The sequence below is a fragment of the Burkholderia seminalis genome, from assembly GCF_001718535.1.
In the GTDB taxonomy this organism is placed as follows: domain Bacteria; phylum Pseudomonadota; class Gammaproteobacteria; order Burkholderiales; family Burkholderiaceae; genus Burkholderia; species Burkholderia seminalis.
The window spans coordinates 2,568,840-2,594,364 of sequence record NZ_CP013398.1 but is presented as its reverse complement, the minus strand read 5'-3'; the positions used below and the strand labels follow the sequence as shown (position 1 = coordinate 2,594,364).

The window sequence follows — 25,525 nt, the reverse complement described above, 5'->3', positions numbered from 1 at the left end:
CCCCGCCGCGCCTTTTGAGCGAAACGCCACCATGTCCGATTCTGTCGCCAAGCCCGTCGACGCAACCTTCGACCAATTCGGCCTTGCCGCCGATATCCTGAAAGCCATTGCGGAGCAGGGTTATACGACGCCGACGCCGATCCAGGCGCAGGCCATTCCGGTCGTGCTCGCCGGCCGCGACGTCATGGGCGCCGCGCAAACGGGCACCGGCAAGACCGCGAGCTTCTCGCTGCCGATCATCCAGCGCCTGCTGCCGCAGGCCAACACGAGCGCGTCACCGGCGCGCCACCCCGTGCGTGCGCTGATCCTCACGCCGACCCGCGAACTCGCCGACCAGGTCGCCGCGAACGTGCACGCGTATGCGAAGCACACGCCGCTGCGCAGCGCGGTCGTGTTCGGCGGCGTCGACATGAACCCGCAGTCGGCGGAGCTGCGCCGCGGCGTCGAGATCCTGATCGCGACACCGGGCCGCCTGCTCGACCACGTGCAGCAGAAGACCGCGAACCTCGGCCAGGTGCAGATCCTCGTGCTCGACGAAGCCGACCGGATGCTCGACATGGGCTTCCTGCCCGATCTGCAGCGCATCCTGAACCTGCTGCCGAAGGAGCGCCAGACGCTGCTGTTCTCGGCCACGTTCTCGCCTGAAATCAAGAAGCTCGCGTCGACCTACCTGCGCAGCCCGCAGACGATCGAGGTCGCGCGCAGCAACTCGACGAACGCGAACGTCACGCAGATCGTCTACGACGTCGCCGAAGGCGACAAGCAGGCGGCCGTCGTGCAGTTGCTGCGCGATCGCGGCCTGAAACAGGTGATCGTGTTCTGCAACAGCAAGATCGGCGCGAGCCGCCTGGCGCGCAATCTCGAGCGCGACGGTGTCGTCGCGTCGGCGATTCACGGCGACAAGACGCAGATCGAGCGGATGCAGGCACTCGACGCGTTCAAGCGCGGCGAGATCGAGGCACTGGTCGCGACCGACGTGGCCGCGCGCGGCCTCGACATCGCCGAGCTGCCGGCCGTGATCAACTTCGACCTGCCGTTCAGCGCGGAAGACTACGTGCACCGGATCGGCCGTACCGGCCGCGCGGGCGCGACGGGCGATGCGCTGTCGCTGTGCAGCCCGAACGAGCGCAAGCAGCTTGCCGATATCGAGAAGCTGATCAAGCGTCCGCTCGACGTGCAGACGCTCACGCTCGACAAGCCGGCGCGCCATCGTCACGACGACCGCGGCGGCGAGCGCGGTGGTGACCGTGGCGGCGATCGCAACAGCGAACGCGGTGGCGAACGAGGCGGCCGTCGCGATCGCGACGAGCATCGCGGCGCATCGGGGCGCCGGTCGGGCGGTTCCGAGCGCGGCGGTCATCACCGTCGCCACGAAGCGCCGGTCGATGATTTCTTCCTGAAGCCGTATGAGCCGTCGGCGCCGGCGAAGCAGGCGGACGACGCACAACCCGCGCAACAGCCCGAGAAGAAAGGGCCGAAGCGTCAGGTTGCGGCGCTGCTCGGCGGGTTCGGGATGCCGCGCAAGCCGTCGGCGTAAGGTCGGCGGAAGGCAGGGGCGGCGCGCGAGCGCTGCCGGACGAGCGGGTGCATGCGACAAGCATGTGCCCGTTTTTCATTGGGGGTGCGGCTGGGGGATCGTGGCGCGGCAGGCGACGCATCCGTCATGGGGCGCCGGCCGCGATTGCCGCGAAGCCGGCTCGCTGCACGCGCGTCAGCCGGCCCGCGGGCCGAAGCGCCGCGCCCACGCTGCCGTCGCGGCCGCGTAGAACGCCTCCAGCGTCGCGCCGGGCAGCGCACCGTCGGGCGCGAGGCCCAGGTGCGCTGCCGCGGCCTGCAGCGCGGGCAGCGGGGCGGCGCGTTCGAGCGCGGTCGCGCCCGTCTGCTTGCTGAGTTTCTCGCCGTTTGCATCGACGACGACGGGCACGTGCAGATACCGTGGCGTCGGCACCCCGAGGCAGTGTTGCAGATGGATCTGGCGCGCGGTCGAATCGAGCAGGTCGGCGCCGCGCACGACATGCGTGATACGCGCGGCGGCGTCGTCGACGACGACCGCGAGCTGATAGGCCCATTGGCCATCCGCGCGCTTCAGCACGAAATCGCCGACTTCGGTCGCGAGGTTCTGCGATTGCGTGTGCTGCCAGCGGTCGTCGAACGCGACGATCGCGTCGCCGCCGTCCGGCACGCGCAGCCGCCACGCGCGTGCGGGCTTGCCGTGCAGGCCGGTGCGGCACGTGCCCGGGTACGCGAGCGTCGTGTGGCGTTCGTGCGCGGCACGCAGCGAATCGGCGATTTCCTTGCGCGTGCAGCCGCACGGATAGACGAGCCCTGCCGCGACGAGCTGTTCGAGCGCGGCCGTGTAGGCCGCGTCGCGCGTGCTTTGCCACACGGGCGGTTCGTCGGGCGTCATGCCGAAATGCGCGAGCGTCGCGAGGATGTCGTCGGCCGCGCCGGGTACCGTGCGCGGACCGTCGAGATCCTCGATGCGCACGAGCCACGCGCCGCCGTGCGCGCGTGCGTCGAGCCAGCTCGCGAGCGCGCCGACCAGCGAGCCGAAGTGCAGCGGGCCGGTGGGCGACGGCGCGAAGCGGCCGCGATAGTCGTTCATCGGAACGCCGGTTGCGCGCTTACGCGGCGCTGGCTGCCTGCGCGCAGGCCGGGCACGACTTGCCGGGCACGTAGCTCGGCGATTGTTGCGCTTCCGGCGTGACGACCGCGCGGCATGCGAAGCAGGTGACGTTCTCGGTCGGCTGGAGTTGCGGGTTCAGCGCGGTGCGGTAGTCGAACACGAAGCAGTCGCCGTGATAGTGTGCGCCGCCGACTTCCTCGAAGTACGTCAGGATCCCGCCTTCGAGCTGGTACACGTTCTCGATGCCGATTTCCTTCATGTGGATCGCGGCCTTCTCGCAGCGGATGCCGCCGGTGCAGAACGACACGACCGTCTTGCCTTCGAGGTCGGCGCGGTTCGCGTCGATCACTTCGGGGAATTCGCTGAACTTGTCGATCCGGTAATCGAGCGCGTTGTCGAACGTGCCGACGTCGACCTCGAACGCGTTGCGCGTGTCGAGCATCACGACCGGGCGCCCCGTGTCGTCGTGGCCGCGGTCGAGCCACGCCTTCAGCGTGTGCGCGTCGACGAACGGCGCACGGCCGAGCTCCGGCTTGATCGCGGGTTTCTTCATCGTGATGATCTCGCGCTTCAGGCGCACGAGCATGCGGCGGAACGGCTGCGAGTCGGACAGGCTTTCCTTGAACTGCAGCGACGCGAACTTGCCTTCGAACAGCGGATCGTGGCGGAGGTACGCGATGAACGCGTGGGTGGCGTCGCGCGTGCCGGCGATGAACAGGTTGATGCCTTCCGGGGCGAGCAGGATCGTGCCGCGCAGGCCGAGTTTGTTGCAGCGGGCGGTGACGAGCGGGCGCCATTGTTCGTTCGCGTCGAGCGACACGAAGTGGTAGGCGGCGAGGTTGACGATGGTCATGATGGTCCGACGGGAAAACGGCCGCACGGCGGCCCGCAAAATAGGGTGCGAAGCCGGGGCGTTGATTCGAAAACCCGTATTATCCCGCAAACCGCGCGGGCATCGGCACCCGGCTGTCCGGCCGGCCGCGCGACGTGTCGCCGCGCGCATCGGCCGAACGGCCGGCGCGGGGATTTTTTGGGCAGCCTGCGCGGCGGGGCGGCTACAATAGCGCCCATGTCAGATCCCCGCTTCGTCCATCTTCGCGTTCACTCCGAATTCTCGATTGCCGACGGCATCGTGCGCATTGACGACATCGTCAAGGCGGCGGCCGCGGACGGTCAGGGCGCGCTCGCGCTCACCGATCTCGGCAACGCATTCGGCCTCGTCCGTTTCTACCAGGAAGCCCGCGGCAAGGGCATCAAGCCGATCGCCGGCTGCGACGTCTGGATCGCCAATCCCGACGATCGCGACAAGCCGTCGCGGCTGCTGCTGCTCGTCAAGGACAAGGTCGGCTACCTGAATCTCTGCGAGCTGCTGTCGAAGGCATGGCTCACGAACCAGTACCGCGGCCGCGCGGAACTCGACGCGAGCTGGCTCGATGGCCCGCTTTCGCAGGGGCTGCTCGCGCTGTCGGGCGCGCAGCAGGGCGACATCGGGCTCGCGCTGGCCGCCGGCAACGAGGACGCCGCGCGCCGTCACGCCGAGCGCTGGGCGAAGGTATTCCCGGGCGGCTTTTACATCGAGCTGCAGCGTTACGGCCAGCCGGGCGCGGAGGCGTACATCCAGCAGGCCGCGACGCTCGCCGCGGCGCTGAAGCTGCCGGTCGTCGCGACGCACCCGACGCAGTTCATGACCGACGACGATTTCACCGCGCACGAAGCGCGCGTGTGTATCTCGGAAGGCGACATCCTCGCGAATCCGCGGCGCCAGAAGCGGTTCACGACCGACCAGTACTTCCGCACGCAGGACGACATGGTCGCGCTGTTCGCCGACCTGCCGTCGGCGGTCGCGAACACGGTCGAGATCGCGAAGCGCTGCAACCTGAAGCTCGAGCTCGGCAAGCCGAAGCTGCCGCTGTTCCCGACGCCCGACGGCATGTCGCTCGACGACTACCTCGTCCAGCTGTCGAAGGAAGGGCTCGAGACCCGTCTCGCGCAGCTGTATCCGGTCGAAGCCGAGCGCGACGCGCAGCGCGACACCTACTACAAGCGCCTCGAATTCGAGTGCGGGACCATCACGAAGATGGGCTTTCCCGGCTACTTCCTGATCGTCGCGGACTTCATCAACTGGGCAAAGAACAACGGCGTGCCGGTCGGCCCGGGCCGCGGCTCGGGCGCCGGTTCGCTGGTCGCGTACGCGCTCGGCATTACCGATCTCGATCCGCTGCGCTACAACCTGCTGTTCGAGCGCTTCCTGAACCCGGAACGCGTGTCGATGCCCGACTTCGACATCGACTTCTGCCAGCACGGCCGCGATCGCGTGATCCAGTACGTGAAGGAAAAATACGGCGCGGACGCCGTGTCGCAGATCGCCACCTTCGGCACGATGGCCGCGAAGGCGGCCGTGCGCGACATCGGCCGCGTGCTCGACCTCGGCTACATGTTCACCGACGGCGTCGCGAAGCTGATCCCGTTCAAGCCGGGCAAGCACGTGACCATCGCCGACGCGATGAAGGAAGAGCCGCAGCTTCAGGAGCGCTACGACCACGAGGACGAAGTCCACCAGCTGCTCGATCTCGCGCAGCGTGTCGAGGGCCTCACGCGTAACGTCGGGATGCACGCGGGCGGCGTGCTGATCGCGCCCGGCAAGCTGACCGATTTCTGCCCGCTGTACACGCAGGGCGACGAAGGCGGTGTCGTCAGCCAGTACGACAAGGACGACGTCGAAGCCGTCGGCCTCGTGAAGTTCGACTTTCTGGGTCTCACGACGCTGACGATCCTCGACTGGGCCGAGCGCTACATTCGCCGCCTCGATCCGTCGAAGGCCGACTGGTCGCTCGCGCAGGTGCCGCTCGACGATCCGGCTTCGTTCCAGATCCTGAAGAAGGCCAACACGGTCGCGGTGTTCCAGCTGGAAAGTCGCGGGATGCAGGGCATGCTGAAGGATGCGCAGCCCGACCGCTTCGAGGACATCATCGCGCTCGTGTCGTTGTACCGTCCGGGCCCGATGGACCTGATCCCGAGTTTCTGCGCACGGAAGCACGGCCGCGAGAAGGTCGAGTATCCGGATCCGCGCGTCGAACCCGTCCTGAAAGAGACCTACGGCATCATGGTCTATCAGGAGCAGGTGATGCAGATGGCGCAGATCATCGGCGGCTACTCGCTCGGCGGCGCCGACTTGCTGCGTCGCGCGATGGGCAAGAAGAAGCCCGAGGAGATGGTCAAGCACCGCGAGATCTTCGCCGAGGGTGCGGCGAAGAACGGCCTCTCGCGCGAGAAGTCCGACGAGATCTTCGACCTGATGGAGAAGTTCGCGGGCTACGGCTTCAACAAGTCGCACGCGGCTGCCTACGCACTGCTCGCGTATTACACCGCGTGGCTGAAGGCGCACCATCCGGCCGAATTCATGGCGGCCAACATGACGCTCGCGATGGACGACACCGACAAGGTGAAGATCCTGTTCGACGACTGCGTCGTGAACAACCTCGCCGTGCTGCCGCCCGACATCAACCAGTCGCATTACCGGTTCGAGCCGGTCGCCGAAGCCGACGGCAAGCGTTCGCGCACGATTCGCTATGGCCTCGGCGCGGTGAAGGGCAGCGGCCAGAACGCGATCGAGGAAATCCTGCGCGCTCGCGAGGAGAAGGCGTTCACCGACCTGTTCGACTTCTGCGAACGGATCGACCGTCGCGTCGTCAACCGCCGCACGGTCGAGGCGCTGATCCGCGCCGGCGCGTTCGATTCGCTGAATGCGAACCGCGCGCAGCTGATCGCGTCGGTGCCGCTCGCGATGGAAGCGGCCGACCAGGCCGAGGCGAACGCGATGCAGGCCGGCCTGTTCGACATGGGCGCCGAGTCGCCGCACGCGCATGCGCTCGTCGACGAGCCCGCCTGGGACGACAAGCGCCGCCTGCAGGAGGAAAAGGGGGCGCTCGGCTTCTACCTGTCCGGCCACCTGTTCGACGCATATCGTGACGAAGTGCGCCGCTTCGTGCGGCAGAAGGTCGGCGACCTGAAGGAAGGGCGCGACAAGCTCGTCGCGGGCATCATCGCGTCGCTGCGCACGCAGATGACCCAGCGCGGCAAGATGCTGATCGCGCTGCTCGACGACGGGTCGGGCCAGTGCGAGATCACGATCTTCAACGAACAGTTCGAGGCCAACAAGGCGCTGTTCAAGGAAGACGAACTGCTGATCGTGCAGGGGCAGGCGCGCAATGACGCGTTCACCGGCGGCATCCGCTTCACGGCCGATACCGTGATGGATCTCGAACGCGCACGCAGCCGTTATGCGCAGGCCGTGCGGCTGACGATGAACGGCAACGCCGACGCGGTCGCGCTGCGCCGCGTGCTCGAGCCGCACGTGTCGAAGGACGATCCGGCGGCCGCGACCGCGGTCGAAGCGCCGGCGCCGCGCGGCGGCGGGCGCGATGGCGGCCGTCGCCCGCAGGCGCCGCTGCCGAACGGGCTCGCGGTCCAGATCCAGTACAGCAATGCGCGGGCGCAAGGCGAAATGCGTCTGGGCGACGCGTGGCGCGTGAAGCCGAGCGACGTGCTGCTCGCGGAACTGCGCGCGGCGTTCGACGGCAGCGTCGTCGAAATCACGTACTGATCGCGTCCTGTTTAGACGGCTGTCGCGACAGACGGCCCGGCGCATCGCCATCGCGCGGTGCGGCGGGCCGTTTTCTTTCATCCGAGGGTAATCGGGCCTTGGGCCGGTCATCCGGACGCTATACAATCGCGCGCTGGCCGCATGTATGCGGCGCCTGCCGCGGGTTCGCGCGGCGAACGGCACCGCCGTCGTGTGTCGTGTGCATGCACGGGGGCGGTCTGCGGGACGCGCGACAGGATCACCCTGGATCGGGATGCCGTGGAACGGCCCGTCGCGACGATAAAAAACTGACTGTCACCACATGACCATGGCCAATGGGAACCCGACGCGGCGGATCCTCGTGATCCGGATTGATTTTCTCGGCGACATGCTGTGTACAACGGCGTTTCTCGGCGCGCTGAAGGCGCGTTGGCCCGGTGCGGAGCTCCATGTGGTCGCGAACCGCTACAACGCGGCCGCGCTGGCCGGCAACCCGGACGTGCACGCGGTCCACACCTACGTGTACAGCCGCCAGTGCGAGCGCAACGACCGTCCCGGGCGGATGCGCGCATTCTTCGACCGGCTGCGGCTCGTGCGCCGCCTGCGTCGCCTGCGGTTCGACCTCGTGGTCGTCCCGAACGGCGGCATGCATCGCAGCAGCATGCAGTTCGCGCGCCAGCTTCGCGCGAAGGATTGCCGCTGGCACGATGCCGACAGCGAATTCGACGATCGCAAGCCCGAGCACGTTGCGCAGCGGCAGATGTGTCACGAGGCGCTGTCGGGTTTCCGGCTGGTGCCCGAACTGGGCCGTGCCGATCTCGACCGCCTCGAACTGTCGGTTCATCCCGACCGTACGCTGCAGGACACGTGGTACCGCCTGCTCGGCGCGCGCACGAAGCCGCGCGTCGGATTGTTCGTGTCGAACAAGGCGGTCGAGCGCCGCTGGCCCGCGGACCGCTGGCGCGACCTCGGCCTGCGGCTTGCACCGTGCGCCGACGTGATCGTGTTCCGCGACCCGGCGATCGGCACGTGCGGCGAGGACGAGGCGTGGCGCGACGTGAATGCGCGGCACGTGGCGCCGTCGTCGGTTGCCGAACTGATGGCTGCCGCGAGCCTGCTCGACGTGATCGTGTCGGCCGACAGCGCGCCCGTGCATCTCGCGTCGGCGCTCGGCGTGCCGGTCGCCGCGCTGTTCGAGGACCGCCCCGAGAAATACCTGCGCTGGCACCCGCTCGGCGTGCCGCATGTGATCCTGCGCGCCGGCGCGACCGTCGACGCGATCGGCGTCGACGCGGTCGAGCGGGCGGTGCGCCATCTGCTGCCGCGGGCCGGCCATCGCGACGAGCCGGTGGCCGCTGCGGGACACGAGCAGCCGGCTGCCGCCGCGCCCGCGATCGCGACGATCGCGTCGTAGCGGGCGCACCCGTACGGCGCTGACGGTGGGCGCGGCCCGCCGGCGGGGCCGCATCAGGGCCGTTTCGGGACGGCATGCACGGCCGGTGCGCCGCGCTGCGCCGGCTGCGGCAAAATCCTGTACATTGCCAGCCTTGTTCAGCCAGCTAGACAGATCGATCGCCGTGGCCCTGTTTTCTTCTGCCCGCCCGCCCAGAACCATCCTCGTTGCCGCGCCGCGCCGGATCGGCGACGTCCTGCTGACGACGCCGCTCGTCCGTTCGCTGAAGGCCCGCTGGCCGGATGCGCAGATCGACATGCTGGTATTTCGCGGCACCGAGGGGGTGCTCGAGCACAATCCCGACGTACGCCGCGTGATCGTCGTCGCGCAGCGAGCGGGATTCCGCGAGCGGCTGCGCGACGCGTTGTCGATGTGGCGCCGCTACGATCTCGCGTGCGCGGCGCTGAGTTCCGACCGGCCGCGTTTCTACAGCTGGTTCGCCGGCCGCAAGCGGGTCGGCCTCGTCGATCCGGATCGTGTCACATGGCTCACGCGAATGATGCTGAACGGGATCGCGATCAATCATCACGCATCCGCGCATACGGTCGTCAGCACGCTCGCACTCGCGCCGGTGATCGGCATCGAGCCGGTGTCCGAGGTCGTTGCGCCCGGCATCGGCGACGATCCCGCGCGGCGCGCGCGCTTCGACGCGCGGCTCGCGGAGTCGCCGGCGATTCGCGCCGGCAAGCCGCTGGTCGTCCTGCATCCGTATCCGATGTTCCGCTACAAGCAATGGCGGCTCGACGGCTGGGTCGAGATGATCGGCTGGCTGCGCGAGCACGGCTTCGCGGTCGCGCTGTCGGGCGGGCCGGCGGACAGCGAACGCGAGTATGCGGAGCAGGTCGCGGCCGAAGCGGGCGGCGACGTGCTGAACCTGGTCGGCCGGCTGACGTTCGGCGAGAGCGCGGAGCTCGTGCGGCGCGCGCGCCTCTTCATCGGGCCCGACACCGGCGCGACCCACGTGGCGGCCGCGACGGGCACCGACACGATCGCGCTGTTCGGCCCGTCCGATCCGGTGCGCTGGGGGCCGTGGCCGCAGCACTGGCCCGCGACCGAGAATCCCTGGCCGTTGCGCGGCTCGGGACGGCACGGGAACGTATGGCTGCTGCAGGGGGAGGGCGATTGCGTGCCGTGCCGGCACGAAGGCTGCGAGCGCAAGGTCGACAGCCGCAGCGACTGCCTCGCCAATCTCGGCGCGCAGCGCGTGAAGGCCGCGGCGGCCGAGATGCTCGGGCTGAATCCGCCGGGTGCGGCCCACGCGATCGTCGACACGTCGCGACTGCCTCGCGCCGGGTCCGACTGACGTGCGCGCGAGGCGCGCGCTTTTCCGCTTTCGAAGGGGCGCCGTGCCGAGGCGGCGCAGCCCGCTCGCGTCGGCGTGATGTGCGGGCGCTGCCGCCGGAGCAGGCCGGCAGCGGAACCCGTTTCGTCATGCGTTACGCGCTGCGCCGGATCGCCGACGTTTCGCGCGGCAACGCCTCGCTGCGTTCGCCGCAACCGAGCAGGATGCCGGCCAGCAGCACGATCAGGTGCCCTTCGGCGAAATCGAGCAGCAGCGAGTTCGCGAGACTGCCGATCGCGAAGATCGCGAGCCACCCGAGCAGCAGGTGCCGCGAGCGCGGATCGAGCGCGCGGCTGCCGCGCGCGATCTGCACGATCAGGTTGACGAACAGCAGCAGGCCGACCGAGCCGAGCTGGACGGCCATCAGCAGGTATTCGTTGTGCGGGTTCGACGTGAGCTGGCCTTCGGCCGCCGTCTTGCCGGCCGAGAGCTTCTGGAACTCGACCTCGAGGCCGCCCGCACCGTAGCCGATCACGGGGCGCTGGCTGAACAGCTCGAGCCCTCTCTTGTACCATTCGAGGCGCAGGCCGGATGACGTGACGGCATCGCTCTGCCGATATTGCTGCACTTCCGTCACGACCTCCGCGAGCCGGCCGTTGTGAACCGTACACGCTGCGACGACCAGTGCAATGCCGGACAGGACGAGCACGCCGGCGGCCAGCCCGGCGCGCAGCGCCGACTGCCGACGCAGCAACAGCACGAAACGCACCGCGACAACGAGAATCAGCAGTAGCGCGATGACCTGCCCCGTGCGTCCCTGCAGCATCACGAACACGTTGACGAGCGTCCATGCGGCGACAACCGCATAGGCAATGCGCGACAGCGCCGTGCGAGCCGCCAGCGCGAGATCCGCAGCCTGGTAGAACAGCAGTGCGCCGAACATGCCGGCGGCGATGTGGTTCTTGAACACCCACGCGCGCGATACCGGCAGCGCGGACGCATATGCGGGCCCGATCGCGGTCAACCCGAGATAGTTGGTCGTCGACAGCAACAGGATGACGCACAGCGTGCCGAACCAGCAGCGCTGCACGATCGGCGCCCAGTTCGAATGACGGAACGCGAGCACGGCAAATGGCAGCAACAGCAGCTTGTCGTACTTCGCGACCCAGTTCCATGCCTTGTTGTGCGGCGCGATCGTATACGTGACGCTGACGGCGAGCGCCGCGAGGATCAGCAGTGCCGCGAGCGAAGCCGGATCGGTGAAGAACGAGCGCAGGTTGCGCCAGAATTCGGGAGAGATCACGAGCGCGGCGGCGAACAGCCCGCAGAACACATTGGTCAGCGCGGTCGAGACGGGCACCATGCAGAGCGCGGCAACGGCGAATGCGCGTGCGGCGGTCAGGCGCCGCGAGGCGGGAGCGGAAAACGAAAGCATCGGAACCTGTCGAATGGACGAATGCGGCTGGCGGACATCCTGCTGCACGTCGCCGCGCGTCCCGACGGGAGATTCGGGACGAACCGCAAAGTATACGCGAAGCGGGACGGGTTTCCGTGCCGTTTTCGGGGCCCGATCAGCTGAAGGCGCGCTTGATCCGCGAGCGCAGCAGCGCGCGCTTCAGGCGGCCTTCCACGGCCGGCGTGTCGAGCGTGATGTTCGGGCCGGCGGGCTCGCCGCGATGCAGGTAGTAGCGGTCGAACGTCGCCTGGGTCATGCCCCATTTATTGAGAAACTGGCGGCGGCCGTCGTTCTTGACGATCTTGCCCGTGCTTTTCTGCTGGAAGTGATAGACGAGGCTGTCGCCGACGCCGAGGAAGATCCGGCAGCCGGCGTCCCAGAATTTCATCGAGAAGTCGTTGTCGCTGCTCATGCCGGGCGACAGTTCGCTGCTGTAGCCGCCAATGCGGTTCCACCAGTCGCGGTGCACGAGCGTCGGCGGCCAGGTCGACCCGAGCCAGTCCGCGCGGGCGAGCTTCGGCGTCGCGGCGACGAGGCCCGCCGCGTCGAATTGCTCGGCGTCACGGCCGAAATTGCTGACGACGACGCACGGGTTGCGCGTGTCGACCGGCTCGACCATCGTGCCCGACAGCATGAAGAGATCGGTCGGCATCTGCTCGATACGGCGCACGAGGGCCGTGTCCCAGCCGGGGCAGCAGAACATGTCGTCGTTCATGTAGACGACGTAATCGCGCGTCGCCCGGGCGGCGGCCAGGTTCACCGCATGGCAGATGCCGATATTGGCCGGTGACGCGGTGTGTTCGATGCCTTCGCCGCGCACCCAGTCGAGCGTGCCGTCCGAGCCGTCGTTCACGTGCACGATGATCTGGTGATCGTACGCGGAGTGGCGGCGCAGGCTGTCGACGACGAGCTTGAGGTACGGCAGGTTGTTCCAGGTCGGAATGATGATGGAGAACATGGCGGTCGGATTCGGTGGTCGTCGTGGCGGGCGGCGGGCGGCGGCGCCTTCGGGCGGGCACGCGCGGCGCGGGCAGCCCGGCATTGTAACGCCGGGCCGCCCGCACGCCGGCGGTGTGCGGGGCGGGCGCTCAGCGCGCGGCTTCGTGGCCGAGCTTCAGGAAGCGGTAATACACGGTTTCCGCGTTGAAGACGGCGATCATGAAGCCGGCGCGACCGTCGAGGAACCCGCGCCGCAGCACGTAGGTGCGCACGAACGCCCACGCGCCGCGCGCGAGCGCCTTGCCGAAGCCGCCGCGCTGGCCGGCCGCGCGGCGCTGGCGCGCGCCGGCCGTCGAATACGCGTCGAGCTTGCGCACGACGGTCTCGAAGTCCTCGTACGAATAGTGCATCAGCTTGCCGGCCAGGCGCTGCGCGGCGCCGTCGAACACGAGGCGCTCGTGCACGAGGTCGTCCGAGAACCGCGCGGTGCCGCGCCGGAACAGGCGCGGCACCCAGTCCGGATACCAGCCGCTGTGATGGATCCACTGGCCGCAGAAGCTCGACAGCCGGTCGACCGCATAGACCTGCGCGGCCGGCGCGCGGATCGCGTCGCGAATCGACCGGGCGAGTTCCGGCGTGACGACTTCGTCGGTATCGAGCGACAGGATCCAGTCGGTGCCGAGCGCGTCGAGCGCGCGGTTCTTCTGCGGGCCGAAGCCCGGCCAGTCGCGCTCGACGATCACGCGCGCGCCGTGCGCCTGCGCGATCGCGACGGTATCGTCGGTGCTGCCGCCGTCGATGACGACGACGTCGTCGGCGAACGACAGCGCGCCGAGGCACTGCGCGAGCCGTGCGGACGCGTTGAGGGCGATGAGGGCGACGCCGAGGGAGGGTTCAGCCATGAAATCGTCGGAAAGGCGGTGAAATCGGTGAGCGGCAGTATACTCGCGGCCCGGCCGCCGGCCGCATCGTCCCTGCCCGTGCCGGCGGGGGCGGTGCGGCTATAATGTTGGGCCCTTTTAGGCACCCGCCCGACAGGGGCGAACGCCCGGGCGGCCACGCGCCGGGCGCCGCATCGCGGCTCAAGAAGGATTGCCTTGGAAACCCAGAACACACTTCGCAAACCGATGGACGGCACCGGCACCTCGCCGGTCACGGTCCTCAAGCGCCTGTGGCCGTACATCCGGCCGCTGATCGGCATCGTGGTGCTCGCCGTGATGACGATGGGCGTCGTCGCGGCCACCGAGGCCGGTATCCCGGCGCTGCTCAAGCCGCTGCTCGACCACGGTTTCGGCGCGCACGGCAGCGACAACGCGAAATGGTACGTGCCGATCGCGGTGATCGGCCTCGCGCTCGTACGCGGCGTGTCGCAGTACACGTCGAATTACCTGCTCAACTACGTATCGAACCGCATCCTGCTGCAACTGCGGCTCGAGATGTTCCAGCGGATGCTCCACACCGGCGCGTCGTTCTTCCAGCGCGAAACCGCCAGCACGGTGATCAACGCGATCGTGTTCGAGGTCAACCAGATCCTGTCGGTGCTGACCGGCGTGATGGTCACGCTCGTGCGCGATTCGCTGACCGTGATCTTCCTGCTCGGCTATCTGTTCTACCTGAACTGGCGGCTCACGCTGATCGTCGCGGTGATCCTGCCCGGCATCGGCTGGCTCGTCAGCAAGATCAACCGCCGCCTGCGCCGCCTGAACCGCGAGCACCAGACGCTCACCAACGAGTTGTCGTACATCGTCGAGGAGACGGTCGGCGGCTACAAGGTCGTCAAGGTGCACAACGGCGAAGCGTACGAGATGGACCGCTTCACGACGATGAGCAAGCGCCTGCGCGGCTACGCGATGCGCATGACGATCTCGGGCGGCCTCGCGCAGCCGCTCACGCAGTTCCTCGCGTCGATCGCGCTCGCGGTCGTGATCACGATCGCGGTCGTGCAGTCGTCGAACGACCAGACGACGGTCGGCGGTTTCGTCGCGTTCGTCACGTCGATGCTGCTGGTGATCTCGCCGCTCAAGCACCTGATCGACGTCAACCAGCCGCTGCAGCGCGGGATGACGGCCGCCGAGCTGATCTTCGGGCTGATCGACGAGCCGGCCGAACCGCAGGGCGGCGGCCGGCCGCTGACGCACGCGCGCGGCGAGATCGAATTCCGCAACGTGTCGTTCGACTACGGCGCGGCCGAGCGGCCGACGCTCGACCGCATCTCGTTCAAGGTCGCGCCGGGCGAGATGATCGCGCTGGCCGGCCCGTCCGGCAGCGGCAAGACGACGCTCGTGAACCTGCTGCCGCGCTTCTTCGACCCGACCGACGGTGCGATCCTGGTCGACGGCGTGCCGGTTTCCGACTACGACCTCCATGCGCTGCGCGGCCAGATGGCGATGGTCAGCCAGGACGTCGTGCTGTTCAACGACACGATCGCCGCGAACGTCGCGTACGGGCAGACGCCCGATCGCGCGCGCGTGCAGGCCGCACTCGAGGCCGCCAACCTTGCCGATGCGGTCGCCGCGATGCCCGAGGGCCTCGACACGCTCGTCGGCGGCAACGGGATGCGGCTGTCCGGCGGCCAGCGCCAGCGGCTCGCGATCGCGCGCGCGATCTACAAGGACGCGCCGATCCTGATCCTCGACGAAGCGACGTCGGCGCTCGACTCGGAATCGGAGCGCCACGTGCAGGCCGCGCTCGAACGGCTGATGGAAGGCCGCACGACGCTCGTGATCGCGCACCGGCTGTCGACGATCGAGCGTGCGGACCGCATCCTCGTGCTCGAGGCCGGCAAGATCGTCGAGGAGGGCAGCCATGACGAACTGCTGCGCCACGGCGGCCTCTACGCGCACCTGCACCGGATCCAGTACCAGCAGCAGGCCGCGTAACGCGCGGTCATGCGGCCGCGCGGTGCCGTGTGCTAGTCTTCATCGGGCAGTTCGAGTGGTTTCGTTCGACGTGACGACACGGAGGGAGAGCGCGATGAGGAAGATGCACGGGATGATGCTGGCCGCGATGATCGCGGCGGGTTGCGCCGCGCCGGCCGCGATGGCGCAGGACCACGGCAACCACGACGACCGGGGCGGCCACGGCATGCAGCATGGCCACGGCCCGAAACACATGCCGCCCGGCCAGATGCGCCATGAGGACGACGTGCCGCCGCGCTGGGCCGACCAGCCGCGCCGCGAGTGGCACAAGGGCGACCGGCTTCCCCCCGAATTCCGCGATCGCCAGTACGTGATCGACGACTGGCGCGGCTATCGCCTGAGCCCGCCGCCGCGCGGCTATCAATGGGTTGGCGTCGGCGGGGATCACCTGCTGGTGCAGATCGGTTCCGGCATCGTGCTGCGGATCGGCGACTGACCTTGCCGAGCGCCCGGCACGTATCGCGATGCCGCGATGCGCGCCGGGCAGCCGCGTCACTTCGCTTGCGCGCGGCGGAACCAGCGCCGCTCGATTCTCGACATCACCCAGCACACGCCCAGCGCACAGACGGTGCCGAGCGTCACTTCGCCGAGCCGCACCAGCGGGATGTCCCACAGCGGGCCGTTGCCCGGGAACAGCATCACGATCGTCGCGGTCACGCCGCCGAGCCGTGCCGCGCTGCCGACGTTCAGGCACCAGCAGCAGACGATCACGACCGCGACCGTGATCGCATACGTGACGAGGCGATCGCCGCCGACCGCCGCACCGGCGAAGCCCAGCATGCCGCCGACCATTGCGCCGATGAACTGGTCGCGCGACAGCGACATCGTGTCCGAGTAGTTGTGCTGCGTGACGGCGATCGCGGTGATCGCCGCCCATACGGCCTGCTCGGTATGCATCGCGCGGCCGATCGCATACGCGAGGCACGCGCCGCAGACGGCCTGGAGCGCCATCAGCCCGCCTTGCGCGAGCCGTTCGCTGAATGACAGCCCCTTGAACAGATCGAAGATCGACTGCTGGATCTGCTGGCGGGCTTCGTTGAGTGTCCTGATCGTATCCATCGTGAGTCGGCCAAGAAGCGGGTAACGGCGGCGCGCCGCGTTCAGTGCGCCTGTTCGGGCGAGGCGGCAGCCGGCTCGTCGGCCGCCGCCTCGCCGTTTGCGACGCGCGTTTCGGGCATCACGAGCCAGACCAGCAGCACCGCGAGCGCGCCGGCGCCCGCGAGCCCGAAGAAGCTGACCGCGTTGCCGAAGTGATCGGCGACGTAGCCGGCCGCGGCCGTGCTGAGTGTCGCGCCGATTCCGGCCGCGAGCCCGAACAGCCCGATGCACAGGTTGTAGCGGCCCTTGCCGCCCGCGACGTCGGCCGCGATCAGCGGCAGCATCACGCCGAACACGGCGGCGCTGATGCCGTCGAGCATCTGCACCGGCACGAGCAGGTACGGGCTGCTCACGCCGGCGAACAGCAGCGCGCGCACGGGCAGCGCGGAGAAGCCGAGCAGCAGGATCGGCCGGCGCCCCCAGCGTTGCGCGGAGCGGCCGACCCACGGCGACAGCATCGCGACGATCGCCTGCGGCACGATGATGCACGCGGCGATCACGAGCTGCACGTTCTCGCCCATCCCGGCCGTGACTTCGCCGGCCGCGAGGTTCAGCATCGCCGCGTTCGACAGGTGGAACAGCACGACGCACGCCGCGAAGATCAGCATCCGGCGGTCGCGCAGCAGTTCGAGCAGCGTTTCGCGTTCGCCGGCTTCGTCGTGGTGATCGTCGGGCTTCGACGATTGCGGGATCACTTCGTGGGTCGGCTGGATCATCGCGAGCGCGAACAGCGCGGGTAGCGCCAGCACGGCGGTCAGCCAGAACACCGCGCGCGCGGAGAAGTATTCGCCGGTGAGCCCCATCAGGCCTGCCGCGACCGCACTGCCGATCGATGCCCAGCGCGCGTTGCGGCCGAGCCGGTCGCCGAGGTCGGCGCGGCCGACGAGCGAGAACGAGATCGCGGCCATCGCCGGCACGAGCATGCAGCTCGCGAAACCGTGGAACACCTCGGCGGCGATCACCGGCACGATCGTCGGGCTCGACGCGAGCAGCACCGCCGACAGGATGATGGCTGCGATCGCCCAGGCGGCCGCGCCTTTCTTGTTCTTCAGCGCATCGACGGCCGCGCCGCCCGGCACCTGGCTGACCATCGCGCTGATCGTGCCGATCGACAGCACCATGCCGATTTCGCCCTGCGTCCACTTGTGCGATGCGAGGTAGGACGCGATGAACGGGCCGAAGCCGGTTTGAACGTTTGCAACGAAGAAGTTGAGCCAGTCGAGGGACCGCAGACTGCGTACGCTGACGGAATGCTTGATCGTCATCGGGCAGCACTCGCAGAGGAAGCCGGGGCTGGCGCGACGGGCGGGTAGACCGCGACGACCGGCTTGTCGGCCGCGTAGGGCGGCGACGCCTTGATCTGCGCGTCGTTCAGGTCGAGCTGCGGGTGCAGCGCCTTGTCGCGCGTGACGAAGCGCAGCGCGCCCCAGCTCGCGGCGATCGAGCGGCGGTCGGTATTGACGAGGCCGCCGAGGTCGAGCACGACCGCCTGCGGCTGCGCGGCGCGGTCGATCAGCACGTCGACGATGCGGCCGATCTTCGTGCCGTTCGGGCGCTCGACGTCGCTGTCGAGCATCGGCAGCCGCGTCGCGGGCGACGCCGCGGCCGAACCCGACAGCGGCACGGCCTTCGGCCGCGCGGCCGGCGGCAGGTCGCCCGACGGCACGTCGAGCACGATCGGCTCCTGTTTGCCGCCCGGCGTGAAGCGGAACACGTTCCACGGGAAGACGACCTTGCGGTCGCCGACGCCCATGAAGCCCTGCAGGTTGACGATCATCTCGCGCGGCTTGCCGCTTCCGTCCACCACCATGTCGACCGCGCGACCGACCACCTTGCCGTTGCGGCGCGCGACTTCGCTGTCGAGCAGCGCGTGGATCTGGGTGCGGTCGAGCGGGCGCGTCGCGACGATCGGCGGGGGCGGCGGCGGTGGCGGTGTCGGCGATTCGGGCCGCTGCACGGGCTTCGGCCGCGTCACTTCGCGGTGCGGCTTCTTCGGTGCTTCCGGCGCCTCGGGTTGCGTCGGCGCCGGCACGGGCGGCATCGTCAGCGGCTCGCCGGCGGTTTCCTCGATGGGCTCGACGAGCGCCTCGCTGATCGGCGCGGGCGGGTTCTGGACCGGCAGCAGCCCGCAGCCGGACAGCAGCGCGACGGCGGCGAGAATCAGGAAGACCGTCGAGGACGGCAACGACTTGCGGGATGCGGGAAACGGAAGTCCGCCGCTCATTGACACTCACTCCATGGGTCGGGGGCGGCCCGAGGGCACGCGGCTGGCGATGGATGGCGGGTGCGGGCGGCGCACCACGCGAGGTGAGAGTTTAACGTGTCTTGCTTTCAGGACCGATTTCGACGGCTTGTCGCAGGCTGACCGTCGGGAAAAGGAAGGGATCGGTGGCGGGCGAGGTGAAGCGAAGCGCGGCGCCGCGGCGCCCGGTCATCGGCGACGATGCGGGCGCCGCGCATGGCCCGATGCGCGGCGCAGGAAACCGGAAGGTCAGGCGTCCGGATACCACGCGTCGGTGAAATCGCTGACCTTGACGTCCGTCAGTTCCGGACGGGCGGCCAGCCAGCCGCGCACGAGCTCGCGATCGGCGTCGGTCGTCGTGCCGCGCGGCGCGCCGGAGATCACGTAGGCGCCGATGCCTTCGTCCGCGGATGCGACGGTCATCAGCCCGTTCGCCTCGACGAAGTCGATGAACGCGTCGATCAGTTCGCCGCGCGCGAGATCGGTCATGTCGTTGCGGTAGTGCGCGGTGGCGTTGAACGCGAGTTCCTGGAACTCGCCGATATGGAGTTTCTTGCGCTGGCGGCGGTTGTGGCCTTGGCTCATGGTGGGTGATGAATGCGAAAAGGGGTGAATGAAAGGGCGGCGGGCGCCGGCGCGACAGGCGCGAGCGGCCCGGGCACCGCATCCGGACGCCGCGCGGCGATGCCGGCGGCGCAGGGGCGGAGCGCTACATCAGCACGATATCGTACTGCTCCTGACTCAAATTCGACTCGACCTGCAGCGATACCGGCTTGCCGATGAAGTCGATCAGCATCGCGAGATGCTGCGACTCTTCGTCGAGGAACAGGTCGATCACCTGCTGCGCGGCGATCACGCGGAATTCACGCGGATTGAACTGCCGCGACTCGCGCAGGATCTCGCGCAGGATGTCGTAGCACACGGTGCGCGACGTCTTGACCTGGCCCTTGCCCTGGCAGGTCGGGCACGGCTCGCACAGCACGTGCGCGAGCGATTCGCGCGTGCGCTTGCGCGTCATCTCGACGAGCCCGAGCTGCGAGAAGCCGTTGACCGTCACGCGCGTGCGGTCGCGCGACAGCGCCTTCTTCAACTCCGACAGCACCGCGTCGCGATGCTCGGCGTTCTCCATGTCGATGAAGTCGATGATGATGATCCCGCCGAGATTGCGCAGCCGCAGCTGGCGCGCGATCGTATGCGCGGCCTCGAGATTGGTCTTGAAGATCGTGTCGTCGAAGTTGCGCGCGCCGACGTAGCCGCCCGTGTTCACGTCGATCGTCGTCATCGCCTCGGTCTGGTCGATCATCAGGTAGCCGCCCGACTTCAGGTCGACGCGGCGCGACAGCGCACGCTGGATCTCCGTCTCGATGTTGTACAGGTCGAACAGCGGCCGCTCGCCGGTGTAGTGGTGCAGCTTCGGGCTCACGGCCGGTGTGAACTCGCCCGCGAATTCCGCGAGGCGCTGGTACGTCTCGCGCGAATCGACCTGGATGCGCGTCGTGTCGTCGTTCGCGAAATCGCGCAGCACGCGCTGCGCGAGATCGAGATCCTGGTACAGCAGGCTCGTCGCCGGCAAGCGCTGCGCCTGCGCGACGATCGTCGCCCACGTCTTGCGCAGGTACGTGACGTCGCCGGCCAGTTCGTCGGAGGTCGCATCCTCGGCGATCGTGCGCACGATGTAGCCGCCTTTCTCGTCCGGCGGGATCACGGCCGTCAGGCGCGCACGCACGGCCTCGCGCTCGGCTTCGCTCTCGATCTTCTGCGAGATGCCGATATGCGGCTCCTGCGGCAGGTAGACGAGCGTGCGGCCCGCGATACTGACCTGCGTCGACAGCCGCGCGCCCTTCGTGCCGATCGGATCCTTGATCACCTGGACCATCAGCGTCTGGCCTTCGAACACGATCTTCTCGATCGGCTGGTGCGGCGTGCCCGACTGCGGTTCGCCGGCGAGGCGCGGATGCCAGATATCGGCGACGTGCAGGAATGCCGCGCGCTCGAGGCCGATGTCGATGAACGCCGACTGCATGCCCGGCAGCACGCGCACGACCTTGCCGAGATAGATGTTGCCGACCCGCCCGCGCGACAGCGTGCGCTCGACGTGAAGCTCCTGCACCGCGCCTTGCTGCACGAGTGCGACCCGCGTTTCCTGCGGCGTGAGGTTGATCAGGATTTCTTCGTTCATGGTGGGCTTCAGAAGGCGACACGCGCGGTGCGCAACAGCGCCGCGGTCTCAAAAAGGGGCAGACCCATGATACCCGAATGGGAACCGTCGATCCGCTCGATGAATTCGGCGGCGCGTCCCTGGATCGCATACGCGCCGGCCTTGCCGAACGGCTCGCCGGTTTCGACGTAACGCGCGTAGGCGTCGCGCGACGCGGCCGCGAAGCGTACCGACGAGCGCGACAGCGCGGGCGGCAGCAGTTCGCCGCCGGCATCGATCACGGCGACGGCGGTCAGCACCGCGTGTTCGCGGCCCGCGAGGCGCATGAGCATCGCGAGCGCGTCGTTCGCGTCGGCCGGCTTGCCGAGGATCGCGCCGTCGATCGTCACGGTCGTGTCGGCGACCAGCACCGGCGCGGCCGGCTTGCCGCTCGCGACGAGGCGCGCACGCGCGGCCTCGGCCTTCGCGATGGTCACGCGCCGCACGTAGGCGTCGGCGGCTTCGCCGGGCAGCTCGGCCTCGAGCGCTTCGGCATCTTCGTCGGGGCGCGGCAGCAGCAGTTCGAAGCGAACGCCGATCTGCTGCAGCAGCTCCTGGCGGCGCGGGCTTTGCGAAGCGAGGTAAAGGATCGGGAAAAGCGCGGGGGACGTGCTGGACGGCATGGTGTCGTTATCTCGGTGTGCGCGCGCGGCGCGCGTCTCGAGGACGACACGTCATGCGCGGTGGTAGGGGTGATTCTGCGTGATGCTCCACGCCCGGTAAAGCTGTTCGGCGAGCAGCACGCGCACCATCCCGTGCGGCAGCGTCATGCTCGAGATGCGCAGCAGCACGTCGGCGCGCGCTTTCAGTTCCGGATCGAGCCCGTCGGCGCCGCCGATCACGAACGCGACGTCGCGGCCGTCCTGCTGCCAGCCGGGCAGCGCCTGCGCGAGCTGCATCGTGGTCCAGTCGCGGCCGCGCTCGTCGAGCGCGACGAGGCGCGCGCCCTTCGGCAGCGCGGCTTCGATCTTCTGCCGCTCGGCCGCCATCACGCTTTCGGCGCTGCGGCCGCCCGAACGCAGTTCGGGCTTGATTTCGCGCAACTCGATGCGCAGCTCGGGCGGCATCCGCTTCGTGTATTCGTCGAAGCCGGATGCGATCCAGCCCGGCATCTTGTGGCCGACCGCGAGGATGAAAAGCTTCATCGGAACACGCGTGACGGCTTAACGGCGGCGGGCGGCCGTCTTGCGCGCCGGGCGTGCGGGCGCGGCTTCCTCGTCGTCCTCGTCGCCTTCGCTGGCCGTGGCAAAGCCGTTCGGGCCCTTGTCGCCGCCGAGCTTCATCCGCACGGGCTTGTCGCCCCAGATTTCCTCGAGGTTGTAGTACTGGCGCAGGGCCGGCTGCAGGATGTGCACGACCGCGTCGCCGCAATCGACCAGCACCCATTCGCCGGTGTCTTCGCCTTCGGAGCTGACGATGTCGCCGCCGGCTTCCTTGACCTTGTCGCGCACGCTCGAGGCGAGTGCCTTGGTCTGGCGGTTGGACGTGCCCGATGCGACGACCACGCGGTCGAACAGTTCGGTCAGGTGGCTGGTGTTGAACACCTTGATGTCTTGCGCCTTGACGTCTTCGAGGGCGTCGACGATCACGCGCTGCAGTTTGCGAATATCCATGGATTCAGGAATGGTAGAGGCGATGTTGAAGAATATAGGCCCATACGGCGGCCGGCACATGCTCGGCCGACGCATCGGGCATTTGCGCATGGCGCGCGATGCATTCGCGCAGGTGCGCGCGGATGTCGGTCGCGGCGATGTCGAACGAAAGGGTCGTATCGATCAGCAGGTGGCCGGCCGGCGTGGCCTTCAGCACGTCGGCGCCGGCCTGCCGCGCGGCGATTTCCCGCGCGACGTCCGGCGGCGCGGTGCCCAGGTCGAAACCCGGGCGCGTCGACACGCAGATGTGCGCGAAGTCGAACAGCTTGCGCCAGTCGCGCCACGTGTCGAGCCGCACGAGCTGGTCGGCGCCGATCAGCAGCGACAGCGAGGCATCCGCACCGATGCGCTCACGCCAGCGCGCGAGCGTCTCGACCGTGTAGGTCGGGCCGGCGTGCTCGATCTCGTCGGTGGCGACGGTCACGGTCACGCCCGGCAGGGACAGCGAGCCGGCGGCCGCGCGCGTCATCGCGAGCCGGTGCTCGGCGGCCGACACGTCGCGCTTCTGGTACGGCTGCCCGGCGGGCAGCAGCACGAGTTCGGTCAGGCCGAGCAACTCGGCGAACCGGCGCGCGAGCGCGAGATGGCCGTCGTGGATCGGGTCGAAAGTACCGCCCAGCAAGCCGATACGACGCGGCAGCGGGGCGGGGCGGGCGGTGGTGTCCAGAAACGCGTCCTTTCCTTGGGGCAGCGGGGCGCGCGGGCTCACACCCAGTCGCGCGGCACGATGAAGTCGCTGTACAGGCGCGCTTCGGGCGTTCCCGGCTCGGGCTGCCAGTTGTAGCGCCAGTTCGCGACCGGCGGCATCGACATCAGGATCGACTCGGTCCGGCCGCCGCTTTGCAGGCCGAACAGCGTGCCGCGGTCGAACACGAGGTTGAATTCGACGTAACGGCCGCGGCGATACGCCTGGAAGTCGCGCTCGCGCTCGCCGTACGGCAGCCCGGCGCGGCGCTCGACGATCGGCAGGTAGGCCTGCAGGAACGCATCGCCGACGCTTTGCATCAGGTCAAACGAGCGTTCGAAACCGGGCTCGGAGAAATCGTCGAAGAAGATCCCGCCGATGCCGCGCATTTCGTTGCGGTGCTTCAGGAAGAAGTACTCGTCGCACCATTTCTTGAAGCGCGGGTAGAGTTCGGCGCCGAACGGGTCGAGCGCATCCTTGCAGGTCTGGTGGAAATGCCGCGCGTCGTCCTCGAAACCGTAAACGGGTGTCAGATCCATGCCGCCGCCGAACCAGAACACCGGCGCCTCGCCCGGTTTCGTCGCGATCAGCATCCGCACGTTCATGTGGACGGTCGGGCAGTACGGATTGCGCGGGTGCAGTACCAGCGACACGCCGAGCGCCTCGAAGCCGCGGCCCGCGAGCTGCGGGCGCGCCGCGCTCGCCGACGGCGGCAGCGCGTCGCCCGCGACGTCGGAAAAGCCGATCCCCGCGCGTTCGAACACGCGGCCGCCTTCGAGAATCCGCGTGCAGCCGCCGCCGCGCAGGCGTTCGGCCGGCCCGCGCTGCCACGTGTCGGTCGCGAGCGGCGTGCCGTCGAGCGCACCGAGCGCGTCGGCGATGCGTGTTTGCAGGCCCTGGAGGTACGTGCGCACGCGCGCCACGTCGTAGGTCGAATCGGTCATGTCTGGACTGGGCGCCCCCGCCCGAAGCGGGGGCCGTAAAAAAAGGCCTCTGCCGGGCATTCTATCGAACCCCGGCAGAGGAGCCGCCGCCGCGCGGGGGCGGGGCGGCGATTGCGACGTCACGCGCTCTTGCGGTTGAGCGCGCGGAAGCCGATGTCGCGGCGGTACTGCATGCCTTCGAAATTGATCTGGTTGATCGTGTCGTACGCATGCTGCTGCGCTTCGCGCACGGAATCGGCAAGGCCGACCACGCACAGCACGCGGCCGCCGGACGTCACGAGCTTGTCGCCGTCGCCGAGCGTCGTGCCCGCATGGAACGTCACGGCCTGCTCGGTCTCGGCCGGGATCCCGTTGATGCGGTCGCCCTTGCGCGGCGCGTCCGGATAACCGTGCGCGGCCAGCACGACGCCGAGCGCGGTGCGACGGTCCCAGTCGAGCTCGACCGTGTCGAGCGTGCCCGCGATCGCCTGCTCGACGACCTTCGAGAAATCGCTCTTCAGGCGCGCCATGATCGGCTGCGTTTCCGGGTCGCCCATCCGGCAGTTGAACTCGAGCGTGCGCGGATTGCCGTCCTTGTCGATCATCAGGCCCGCGTACAGGAAGCCCGTGAAGCGGATGCCGTCCTTCTCCATCCCGCGCACGGTCGGCATGATGATCTCGCGCATCACGCGTGCGTGCATCTGCGGCGTGACGATCGGCGCGGGCGAATACGCGCCCATGCCGCCGGTGTTCGGGCCGCGGTCTTCGTCGAGCAGGCGCTTGTGGTCCTGGCTCGAAGCCAGCGCCAGCGCGTGCTTGCCGTCGACCATCACGATGAAGCTCGCTTCCTCGCCGTCGAGGAATTCCTCGATCACGACGCGCGCGCCGGCATCGCCGAGCTTGTTGCCCGACAGCATCATGTCGACGGCGGCGTGCGCTTCTTCCAGCGTCATCGCGACCACGACGCCCTTGCCGGCCGCGAGGCCGTCGGCCTTCACGACGATCGGCGCGCCCTTCGCGTCGATGTACGCGTGGGCGGCGGCCGCGTCGGCGAAGGTTTCGTAGTCGGCCGTCGGGATGCCGTGGCGCTTCATGAACGCCTTCGCGAAATCCTTCGAGCTTTCGAGCTGCGCGGCTTCGCGGGTCGGGCCGAAGACCTTCAGGCCGCGTGCGCGGAACAGGTTGACGATGCCGGCCGCGAGCGGTGCTTCCGGCCCGACGAGCGTGAACGCGACGCCTTCGCTTTCCGCGAAATCGGCGAGTGCGTCGAGCGCCGTGATATCGACGTTCTTCAGACGCTCGTCCTGCGCCGTGCCGCCATTGCCGGGCGCGACGTAGACCATCTGGACGCGCGGCGACTGCGCGAGCTTCCACGCCAGCGCATGTTCGCGGCCGCCGGAACCGACGACGAGTAGTTTCATGGGATTCCCCGCAGACTAGAAAACAGGGCGGCCGGCACGCTCAGGCGCGCC

The 25,525-nt window shown here is 68.7% G+C and carries 22 protein-coding genes; 6 read left to right on the top strand and 16 right to left on the bottom strand.

The window, feature by feature from the left end; translation table 11 throughout:
- The first annotated feature begins 31 nt into the window (after nucleotides 1-31).
- Entirely contained in the window at nucleotides 32-1,537 is a 1,506-nt protein-coding gene (locus WJ12_RS11740) for a DEAD/DEAH box helicase (protein WP_462477492.1), read from the top strand.
- 174 nt (nucleotides 1,538-1,711) lie between these two features.
- Here the strand turns inward: WJ12_RS11740 and gluQRS are convergent, their stop codons facing one another.
- Both gluQRS and WJ12_RS11730 read right to left on the bottom strand, forming a co-directional pair.
- Complete coding sequence (gene gluQRS / locus WJ12_RS11735) at nucleotides 1,712-2,605, bottom strand: tRNA glutamyl-Q(34) synthetase GluQRS (RefSeq protein WP_059558144.1); 894 nt, start codon at nucleotides 2,603-2,605, stop codon at nucleotides 1,712-1,714.
- Between the two features lie 19 nt (nucleotides 2,606-2,624).
- Nucleotides 2,625-3,479, bottom strand: coding sequence for a sulfurtransferase (locus WJ12_RS11730; RefSeq protein WP_069245679.1), 855 nt, complete (start codon nucleotides 3,477-3,479; stop codon nucleotides 2,625-2,627).
- Nucleotides 3,480-3,695: 216 nt separating this feature from the next.
- Between WJ12_RS11730 and dnaE the strand changes: the two genes are divergently transcribed.
- From dnaE to WJ12_RS11715, 3 genes are all read left to right on the top strand, one after another.
- Nucleotides 3,696-7,229 (top strand): DNA polymerase III subunit alpha, encoded by a 3,534-nt coding sequence (dnaE, locus tag WJ12_RS11725; protein WP_034190751.1) that lies wholly within the window; start codon nucleotides 3,696-3,698, stop codon nucleotides 7,227-7,229.
- A 307-nt stretch (nucleotides 7,230-7,536) separates the two neighbouring features.
- Entirely contained in the window at nucleotides 7,537-8,622 is a 1,086-nt protein-coding gene (locus WJ12_RS11720) for a glycosyltransferase family 9 protein (protein ID WP_059558140.1), read from the top strand.
- Between the two features lie 163 nt (nucleotides 8,623-8,785).
- Nucleotides 8,786-9,964 carry a glycosyltransferase family 9 protein gene (locus tag WJ12_RS11715; protein ID WP_059558138.1) on the top strand — a complete coding sequence of 393 codons (1,179 nt, stop codon included), beginning with the start codon at nucleotides 8,786-8,788 and terminating at the stop codon, nucleotides 9,962-9,964.
- A gap of 133 nt (nucleotides 9,965-10,097) precedes the next feature.
- On the opposite strand, the gene WJ12_RS11710 is transcribed toward WJ12_RS11715, so the two are convergent.
- The 3 genes from WJ12_RS11710 to WJ12_RS11700 form a co-directional block, all read right to left on the bottom strand.
- Nucleotides 10,098-11,378: an O-antigen ligase family protein gene (locus tag WJ12_RS11710; protein WP_034190754.1), complete on the bottom strand. Its 1,281-nt coding sequence runs from the start codon at nucleotides 11,376-11,378 to the stop codon at nucleotides 10,098-10,100.
- A gap of 136 nt (nucleotides 11,379-11,514) precedes the next feature.
- Nucleotides 11,515-12,357 (bottom strand): glycosyltransferase family 2 protein, encoded by an 843-nt coding sequence (locus tag WJ12_RS11705; RefSeq protein WP_034190755.1) that lies wholly within the window; start codon nucleotides 12,355-12,357, stop codon nucleotides 11,515-11,517.
- A gap of 130 nt (nucleotides 12,358-12,487) precedes the next feature.
- On the bottom strand, nucleotides 12,488-13,240 hold the full coding sequence (locus WJ12_RS11700) for a glycosyltransferase family 2 protein (protein WP_034190756.1): 753 nt from the start codon (nucleotides 13,238-13,240) through the stop codon (nucleotides 12,488-12,490).
- 225 nt (nucleotides 13,241-13,465) lie between these two features.
- On the opposite strand from WJ12_RS11700, the gene msbA reads away from it, so the two are divergent.
- Entirely contained in the window at nucleotides 13,466-15,217 is a 1,752-nt protein-coding gene (gene msbA / locus WJ12_RS11695; RefSeq protein WP_059558135.1) for a lipid A export permease/ATP-binding protein MsbA, read from the top strand.
- 94 nt (nucleotides 15,218-15,311) lie between these two features.
- Nucleotides 15,312-15,692, top strand: a complete 381-nt coding sequence (locus tag WJ12_RS11690) for an RcnB family protein (RefSeq protein ID WP_034190758.1) — start codon at nucleotides 15,312-15,314, stop codon at nucleotides 15,690-15,692.
- Nucleotides 15,693-15,748: 56 nt separating this feature from the next.
- Here the strand turns inward: WJ12_RS11690 and WJ12_RS11685 are convergent, their stop codons facing one another.
- The 11 genes from WJ12_RS11685 to purD all read right to left on the bottom strand — a co-directional run bounded on the left by WJ12_RS11685 (nucleotide 15,749) and on the right by purD (nucleotide 25,474).
- Nucleotides 15,749-16,315 carry an FUSC family protein gene (locus WJ12_RS11685; RefSeq protein ID WP_034190759.1) on the bottom strand — a complete coding sequence of 189 codons (567 nt, stop codon included), beginning with the start codon at nucleotides 16,313-16,315 and terminating at the stop codon, nucleotides 15,749-15,751.
- A 41-nt stretch (nucleotides 16,316-16,356) separates the two neighbouring features.
- Nucleotides 16,357-17,619, bottom strand: a complete 1,263-nt coding sequence (locus tag WJ12_RS11680; protein ID WP_034190760.1) for an MFS transporter — start codon at nucleotides 17,617-17,619, stop codon at nucleotides 16,357-16,359.
- Nucleotides 17,616-18,578: a PRC-barrel domain-containing protein gene (locus WJ12_RS11675; RefSeq protein WP_034190761.1), complete on the bottom strand. Its 963-nt coding sequence runs from the start codon at nucleotides 18,576-18,578 to the stop codon at nucleotides 17,616-17,618. The genes WJ12_RS11680 and WJ12_RS11675 overlap by 4 nt, the downstream gene beginning before the upstream one ends.
- A gap of 267 nt (nucleotides 18,579-18,845) precedes the next feature.
- On the bottom strand, nucleotides 18,846-19,181 hold the full coding sequence (locus WJ12_RS11670) for a YggL 50S ribosome-binding family protein (protein WP_034190762.1): 336 nt from the start codon (nucleotides 19,179-19,181) through the stop codon (nucleotides 18,846-18,848).
- 124 nt (nucleotides 19,182-19,305) lie between these two features.
- Nucleotides 19,306-20,775 (bottom strand): ribonuclease G, encoded by a 1,470-nt coding sequence (rng, locus tag WJ12_RS11665; RefSeq protein WP_034190763.1) that lies wholly within the window; start codon nucleotides 20,773-20,775, stop codon nucleotides 19,306-19,308.
- Between the two features lie 8 nt (nucleotides 20,776-20,783).
- Complete coding sequence (locus WJ12_RS11660) at nucleotides 20,784-21,416, bottom strand: Maf family protein (protein WP_034190764.1); 633 nt, start codon at nucleotides 21,414-21,416, stop codon at nucleotides 20,784-20,786.
- Nucleotides 21,417-21,467: 51 nt separating this feature from the next.
- On the bottom strand, nucleotides 21,468-21,938 hold the full coding sequence (rlmH, locus tag WJ12_RS11655; RefSeq protein ID WP_006484265.1) for a 23S rRNA (pseudouridine(1915)-N(3))-methyltransferase RlmH: 471 nt from the start codon (nucleotides 21,936-21,938) through the stop codon (nucleotides 21,468-21,470).
- Between the two features lie 18 nt (nucleotides 21,939-21,956).
- Nucleotides 21,957-22,406, bottom strand: a complete 450-nt coding sequence (gene rsfS / locus WJ12_RS11650; protein WP_034190765.1) for a ribosome silencing factor — start codon at nucleotides 22,404-22,406, stop codon at nucleotides 21,957-21,959.
- Between the two features lie 4 nt (nucleotides 22,407-22,410).
- On the bottom strand, nucleotides 22,411-23,160 hold the full coding sequence (locus tag WJ12_RS11645) for a nicotinate-nucleotide adenylyltransferase (RefSeq protein ID WP_376698793.1): 750 nt from the start codon (nucleotides 23,158-23,160) through the stop codon (nucleotides 22,411-22,413).
- On the bottom strand, nucleotides 23,151-24,074 hold the full coding sequence (gene hemF / locus WJ12_RS11640; protein WP_034190766.1) for an oxygen-dependent coproporphyrinogen oxidase: 924 nt from the start codon (nucleotides 24,072-24,074) through the stop codon (nucleotides 23,151-23,153). The genes WJ12_RS11645 and hemF overlap by 10 nt, the downstream gene beginning before the upstream one ends.
- Nucleotides 24,075-24,193: 119 nt before the next feature.
- Nucleotides 24,194-25,474: a phosphoribosylamine--glycine ligase gene (purD, locus tag WJ12_RS11635; RefSeq protein WP_059558131.1), complete on the bottom strand. Its 1,281-nt coding sequence runs from the start codon at nucleotides 25,472-25,474 to the stop codon at nucleotides 24,194-24,196.
- Between the last annotated feature and the right edge of the window lie 51 nt (nucleotides 25,475-25,525).

Bases quoted from the DNA above. Each gene is read 5' to 3' on its own strand.
- WJ12_RS11740 (WP_462477492.1), top strand. From the start codon at position 32: ATGTCCGATTCTGTCGCCAAGCCCGTCGACGCAACCTTCGACCAATTC.
- gluQRS (WP_059558144.1), bottom strand. From the start codon at position 2,605: ATGAACGACTATCGCGGCCGCTTCGCGCCGTCGCCCACCGGCCCGCTG.
- WJ12_RS11730 (WP_069245679.1), bottom strand. From the start codon at position 3,479: ATGACCATCGTCAACCTCGCCGCCTACCACTTCGTGTCGCTCGACGCG.
- dnaE (WP_034190751.1), top strand. From the start codon at position 3,696: ATGTCAGATCCCCGCTTCGTCCATCTTCGCGTTCACTCCGAATTCTCG.
- WJ12_RS11720 (WP_059558140.1), top strand. From the start codon at position 7,537: ATGGCCAATGGGAACCCGACGCGGCGGATCCTCGTGATCCGGATTGAT.
- WJ12_RS11710 (WP_034190754.1), bottom strand. From the start codon at position 11,378: ATGCTTTCGTTTTCCGCTCCCGCCTCGCGGCGCCTGACCGCCGCACGC.
- WJ12_RS11705 (WP_034190755.1), bottom strand. From the start codon at position 12,357: ATGTTCTCCATCATCATTCCGACCTGGAACAACCTGCCGTACCTCAAG.
- WJ12_RS11700 (WP_034190756.1), bottom strand. From the start codon at position 13,240: ATGGCTGAACCCTCCCTCGGCGTCGCCCTCATCGCCCTCAACGCGTCC.
- msbA (WP_059558135.1), top strand. From the start codon at position 13,466: ATGGACGGCACCGGCACCTCGCCGGTCACGGTCCTCAAGCGCCTGTGG.
- WJ12_RS11690 (WP_034190758.1), top strand. From the start codon at position 15,312: ATGAGGAAGATGCACGGGATGATGCTGGCCGCGATGATCGCGGCGGGT.
- WJ12_RS11685 (WP_034190759.1), bottom strand. From the start codon at position 16,315: ATGGATACGATCAGGACACTCAACGAAGCCCGCCAGCAGATCCAGCAG.
- WJ12_RS11680 (WP_034190760.1), bottom strand. From the start codon at position 17,619: ATGACGATCAAGCATTCCGTCAGCGTACGCAGTCTGCGGTCCCTCGAC.
- WJ12_RS11675 (WP_034190761.1), bottom strand. From the start codon at position 18,578: ATGAGCGGCGGACTTCCGTTTCCCGCATCCCGCAAGTCGTTGCCGTCC.
- WJ12_RS11670 (WP_034190762.1), bottom strand. From the start codon at position 19,181: ATGAGCCAAGGCCACAACCGCCGCCAGCGCAAGAAACTCCATATCGGC.
- rng (WP_034190763.1), bottom strand. From the start codon at position 20,775: ATGAACGAAGAAATCCTGATCAACCTCACGCCGCAGGAAACGCGGGTC.
- WJ12_RS11660 (WP_034190764.1), bottom strand. From the start codon at position 21,416: ATGCCGTCCAGCACGTCCCCCGCGCTTTTCCCGATCCTTTACCTCGCT.
- rlmH (WP_006484265.1), bottom strand. From the start codon at position 21,938: ATGAAGCTTTTCATCCTCGCGGTCGGCCACAAGATGCCGGGCTGGATC.
- rsfS (WP_034190765.1), bottom strand. From the start codon at position 22,406: ATGGATATTCGCAAACTGCAGCGCGTGATCGTCGACGCCCTCGAAGAC.
- hemF (WP_034190766.1), bottom strand. From the start codon at position 24,074: ATGACCGATTCGACCTACGACGTGGCGCGCGTGCGCACGTACCTCCAG.
- purD (WP_059558131.1), bottom strand. From the start codon at position 25,474: ATGAAACTACTCGTCGTCGGTTCCGGCGGCCGCGAACATGCGCTGGCG.